At 40.5% G+C, this 5,260-nt stretch carries 7 protein-coding genes; 6 read left to right on the top strand and 1 reads right to left on the bottom strand.

Annotated elements, in window-relative coordinates; translation table 11 throughout:
• On the top strand, nt 1-1,243 hold a 1,243-nt coding region (locus UF75_RS24655), incomplete at its 5' end, for a diguanylate cyclase (protein ID WP_045577165.1).
• A 58-nt stretch (nt 1,244-1,301) separates the two neighbouring features.
• Nucleotides 1,302-1,733: an Hsp20/alpha crystallin family protein gene (locus UF75_RS24650; protein WP_045577163.1), complete on the top strand. Its 432-nt coding sequence runs from the start codon at nt 1,302-1,304 to the stop codon at nt 1,731-1,733.
• Between the two features lie 70 nt (nt 1,734-1,803).
• Here UF75_RS24650 and UF75_RS24645 read toward each other — a convergent pair whose 3' ends face one another.
• Nucleotides 1,804-1,989 (bottom strand): hypothetical protein, encoded by a 186-nt coding sequence (locus UF75_RS24645; RefSeq protein ID WP_045577162.1) that lies wholly within the window; start codon nt 1,987-1,989, stop codon nt 1,804-1,806.
• A gap of 219 nt (nt 1,990-2,208) precedes the next feature.
• Between UF75_RS24645 and UF75_RS24640 the strand changes: the two genes are divergently transcribed.
• The 4 genes from UF75_RS24640 to UF75_RS24625 all read left to right on the top strand — a co-directional run bounded on the left by UF75_RS24640 (nt 2,209) and on the right by UF75_RS24625 (nt 5,145).
• On the top strand, nt 2,209-3,039 hold the full coding sequence (locus UF75_RS24640) for a TIM barrel protein (protein WP_045577161.1): 831 nt from the start codon (nt 2,209-2,211) through the stop codon (nt 3,037-3,039).
• A gap of 60 nt (nt 3,040-3,099) precedes the next feature.
• Nucleotides 3,100-3,705: a DUF3786 domain-containing protein gene (locus tag UF75_RS24635; RefSeq protein ID WP_045577160.1), complete on the top strand. Its 606-nt coding sequence runs from the start codon at nt 3,100-3,102 to the stop codon at nt 3,703-3,705.
• A 15-nt stretch (nt 3,706-3,720) separates the two neighbouring features.
• Nucleotides 3,721-4,023 (top strand): VOC family protein, encoded by a 303-nt coding sequence (locus UF75_RS24630; protein ID WP_052693630.1) that lies wholly within the window; start codon nt 3,721-3,723, stop codon nt 4,021-4,023.
• Between the two features lie 126 nt (nt 4,024-4,149).
• On the top strand, nt 4,150-5,145 hold the full coding sequence (locus tag UF75_RS24625) for a Ku protein (protein ID WP_045577159.1): 996 nt from the start codon (nt 4,150-4,152) through the stop codon (nt 5,143-5,145).
• Nucleotides 5,146-5,260 lie beyond the last annotated feature (115 nt).

Below are 5,260 nucleotides of genomic sequence, written 5' to 3'. Positions count from 1 at the left end.
AAGGCTTAGCCAGGGCTCTAATAAAATAGAGCAGATGGGATTAAAAGATATTGCAGGAATGATCTATGAAACTGTCCATTATCTTAAGGATGGTACTTCGATAAATGTTGAAGTAAGTTCACAGGGTACCTTGTTAGGAGATAAAAAGGTGCATCTCAATATTTTAAGAGATATCACTGATCGCAAAAAGAAGGAAGACGAAAATTTTTATCTAAGTTATCACGATCCATTAACGGGTCTTTATAATAGAAGGTTCTATGAAGAAGAAATTAAGCGTTTGGATACGGAACGAAATATTCCTATTTCGATAATTATTGGAGATGTTAATGGGCTAAAACTTGTCAATGATGCCTTTGGGCATGATAAAGGGGATGAACTTCTTCGGAAAGCGGCCAAGGCTATCCAAAGTGCGTGCAGAATAGATGATATAGTCGCTCGCTGGGGGGGAGATGAATTTGTCATTCTCCTACCAAAAACGAATACCGAAGAGGCTGAAAAGATTGTAAATAGAGCCAAAGAACTTTATTCAAATGTACTTGTTAACTCCATTCGTGTCAGCATTTCCTTTGGATGGGAGACTAAGAGAGAAACGGATGAGGATATCCTCAAGGTTCTAAAGAGTGCTGAGGATGCCATGTATAAACATAAGGTTATTGAAAATGAAGGCATGAGGGGCAATACAATAAACACGATCATCAATACCTTACACGAAAAAAACCCAAGAGAAGAACAACACTCTAAAAGAGTGAGTCAGTTATGTCAGGATATTGGAAGAGCGATCGGCTTGTCAGAGATTGAAGTAAGTCAGCTAAAATTGGTAGGTTTGCTTCATGATATTGGTAAAATTGCCATTGAAGAAGGGATACTCAATAAACCTGGAAAACTTACACAAAATGAGTGGGAACAGATAAGGAAGCATCCTGATATTGGCTATAGAATACTGAGTTCGTCCTATGAAATGTTGGAATTAGCAGAATGCATATTAGCACATCATGAACGATGGGATGGTAAAGGTTATCCAAAAGGGTTAAAAGGTGAAGCAATTCCAAAAGTTTCAAGAATCATCGCACTAGCTGATGCTTATGATGCAATGATAAGCGAACGACCCTACAGACATTCGTTAACTGAAGAAGAAGCCTTAAAAGAAATCGAAAAAAATGCTGGTACACAGTTCGACCCTGAAATTTCAAGAATATTTACTTCAAGGATAAACCCTTTTGAAATAGCGCATCCTAAGGATTGAACTCTTGGAACTGCTAAGAGAATTGGAGTTGCTAAACTAATGCAGAGGGGATGAAAAAATGACACAAATTTCTAATGAACCTTACCGTACGTTAGATCCTTTTTGGGATGAGATGGATCGGTTTATTAAACGAGGAAAGGAAAATCTTACAGATGGCTTGTATCGTATTGATATAGAAGAAACTAAGAAAGAGGTCATCGTAACGGCAGAAATTCCTGGAATTGAAAAACCTGAAGATCTTACGATTACGCTAGACGAAAATCGCTTAATGATTCAAGGCGAAATTCGAAAAATCTTTCACGAAGAGGAGAATGAAAGTGTACAACGGCACTCTGAACGATATTTCGGGAAGTTCTCTCGAGTATTAACTCTCCCGGCTCTCGTCAAAACCGATGGCTCTCATGCAAGTTATCGGAATGGGATTTTAAACCTTAGTTTTTTAAAAGATGATCATCCAGCAGCACGTTATATAGAAGTTGATTTTCACTAATTGTTAGAGCCGAGCATAATCAATGCTCGGCTCAAATATTAACCCTGAATACTAATTCAAACTGTGTTAATTACGTCATGTTATTCCCTGGTAGATTACGTTCTGCCAGTTCAATAGCCATTTTCACCATGTTACCACAGTTTCTTGAAGAAACTCCTCCAAATCCCTCTTGGTGAAGGGTTCCAGCAAAACCTAACTCTTGAGCGATCTGTTCTTTTAATTGGCTAGACATGATGCTATTACGTCGTCTTGACATATAGGAATCCTCCTTTCAAATTGGACAGTTTCTTTCAACAACACTGTTTGATTGATGAAAGTGATACTAGTATATCTTTTTTTAGGGAACGGTATGTAATTGAAAACAAAAATTCTATTGGAAACTAAGGAAATAAGAAAAATGTTGAACGATTAAGTTGATTGGCTTTCTATATGAAAGACGATATAATGTGAGAAAAATACAATGAGGTGAACTCTTTTGCCATTATTGTTTGGAACCGCCGGTGTCCCACTTTCCTCAATGGATCGATCCAGTGAAGGGGGTGTTCGCCGTATTCGGGAATTAAAGCTCGGTGCCTTAGAATTAGAATTCGTTCAAGGAGTGCGAATGGGGGAAGAGAAGGCAAAAAAAGTTGGTTCAGTAGCCATAGAGGAAGGGATCGCCTTAAGTTGTCATGCCCCTTACTATATTAATCTAAACTCCCGTGAGCCTGAGAAAATTACTGCGAGCAGGGAGCGTATTATACATACCTCTCGAATTTCACAAATTCTCGGTGTAAGAAGCGTTATTTTTCATCCTGCATTTAATCATGAGGATACCTCAGAGGTGGTCTTAGGGCGTGTGGTCAGAGAACTTTCCATTATACGAGAGACCCTTGATAAGGAGGGGTATGAAGTTATTCTTCGTCCGGAAACGACTGGAAAAGGGACTCAATTTGGAGATCTAACAGAAACAATTCGAATAGCCCAAGAGGTTCCTGGGGTCTTGCCGTGTATTGACTTTAGCCATCTTCATGCCCGGACCAATGGGCGATTGAATTCCTATGATGAGTTTTGTGGAATTTTAGATGAAACGGCAGAGGCACTAGGCGACCGCTGGGTAAAAAATGTACACTTTCATATTTCGGGAATTGAATATGGATTGAAGGGTGAGAAACGCCACCTTGTCTTAAAGGAATCGGACTTGCGTTTTGATGAGTTAATGAAGGCTTGTCATTCTTTTGGGGTAGAAGGATTGGCTATCTGCGAAAGTCCGAACCTTGAAGAGGATGCGCAGTTATTACAACAAATTTATCGAGATCTTGGTTAGGATACAAAACAAAATTTGCTAGTCAAAGCACATAACAAGAAGTCGAGTAGGAGGTTGATTATGAATTATTCTGCGGCTCATGAGGTGGCACTTGCAAAGTTTCGCGCTTGTTCTTTAGAGGATATGGCGCGTTATTCAGGCTATTCAATAGAGAATAACGCCCTCGTTTTTGAATTTGTAGGACAGCATTTCAAGCTAGACTATCCCGGTGGGAATTTCTTGCCTATACAGGCTTCAGACGGAGAATTGCCAATTGCTACACAAATATTGATTCTCCATTACGTAACAAGTATTAGTGAAAGTATAGAAGTGGGGACGCTCATTTCCTATAAAGAATTACCGGGTGGCGCTATTTATATTAAACCATTTACCGGTCGGGCCATTGATCCTTTGGTCAGAACCTTTGGTCCTGATCCAGATAGCCTCCTTAAAGTAGCGAGCCAAGTAGGAGGTCAATCTGTTGGGCTTGGAGATGTAGCAGTAACATTTAGGGTTTTCCCTCGTATTCCAGTGACCTTTATTCTTTGGAGAGCGGATGATGAATTCCCAGCGTCCGGTAATATCCTCTTTGATGCCTCTGCACCTTCCATTCTACCGACGGAGGACTTTGCAGTGTTAGCCAGTATAACTGTTTTTGCTTTTAAACGTATTAAGGGGATGTTGTAGGGGAGAAGTGGGAGTGTGAATGTTAATAGGATTGATCATTTGGTCCTGACGGTTAAAGATATAGAATTAACCTGTGAATTCTATTCGAAGGTGTTAGGCATGGAGATTGTGACGTTTAGGGAAGGGCGTAAGGCTTTAGTGTTTGGGGAACAAAAACTAAATTTGCATGAGGAAGGCAAGGAATTTGAACTAAAAGCACTGAAACCAACACCAGGCTCGATTGACCTATGCTTTAGGGTCAAATTTTGCCCTGACGGACGAACTATTGAGTTTAGGTACCAAACTGGGAGAACTTCAAATGGAGACGGCTCATCTTAGGGTTGTGAAGTGAAATATATTTAAGTATTGAATTTGAGTGATAAACTTTGTCTATAACAAGACGAAGTTTTTTTATTGCATTAATACATCCTTTGCTGTTCACACTAACTCGGGGAGGTGTGTTAAATGCATACGTTGTGGAAAGGATCCATCAGTTTCGGCTTAGTGAATGTTCCGGTGAAAATGCACGCGGCCACAGAGTCTCAAGAGTTTAAGTTTAATTTTCTTCATAGAGAGTGCAACCACAGGATTAGGTCGATCAAAAAATGTCCTACTTGCGATATGGAGGTTGAAACGGCTGACTTAGTGAAGGGATTTGAGTATGAAAAAGATCGTTATGTGGTTTTAAACGAGGACGACTTGGTTGCTTTGGAACAACCGATGAGTCGATCCATTGATATTCTCGATTTTATTAATTTGCCCGAGATTGATCCAATCTACTATCAAAAATCTTATTATCTATCTCCTGAAGAAACGGCCATGAAAGCCTATCGTTTACTTTGTCTGGCGATGGAAGAGAGTGGTAAAGTGGCTTTGGCTCGTGTTACGATGCGCTCGAAGCAGCACTTGGCTTGTTTGCGCGTTTTTGAAAAGGGGCTCGTTATGGAAACTATGTATTATCCGAAGGAAATCCGCCACATGGATGTGGTTTGGGATCGAGTGGTTCCGACGGACACAGAATTGACTATGGCTCGTCAGTTGATTGATAACTTAGCTCGACCGTTTGAACCTGAGAAATATCGTGATGAATTGCATGAGCAAATGGTACAGCTGATTGAAAGCAAGGTAGCGGGAGAAACCTATCAAGTAGAACCTCCTGTCAAAGGCGGAAAAGTAATTGATCTGATGGAGGCTCTGCGAGCAAGTATTGCTTTGACGGAGAATGAAAAAGGGCAATTAAAGGCTGATCAAGAAGAAGTAGCTGAAGCGGTTAAACCCGTTAAACGAGCTTCAAAGGGTAAAGCAGCGAGTCCCGAACGAAGCCTTGATAAGTCCCTCGATAAAACAATGGAAAAACCGCCAGATGAGTCAATAGACAAGCCTATCGACAAACCTATCGATAAACCGAAGTCCTCATTGACCCCACGAAAACGAACTACCCGACGGGCGAAGGAAGCATAGGTAATGTACTTTTTTGGAAAGGAGAAGAAGTTTAGGGGGAATACTCTACAAGCAGTTTGTTTAGGGCTGATGCATAATCAAGAATTGAGCTATGAAGGATCAGTTTCGAACGGGG

The organism is Desulfosporosinus sp. I2, assembly GCF_000960765.1.
In the GTDB taxonomy this organism is placed as follows: domain Bacteria; phylum Bacillota; class Desulfitobacteriia; order Desulfitobacteriales; family Desulfitobacteriaceae; genus Desulfosporosinus.
This window is presented reverse-complemented; position numbering and strand designations above follow the sequence as displayed.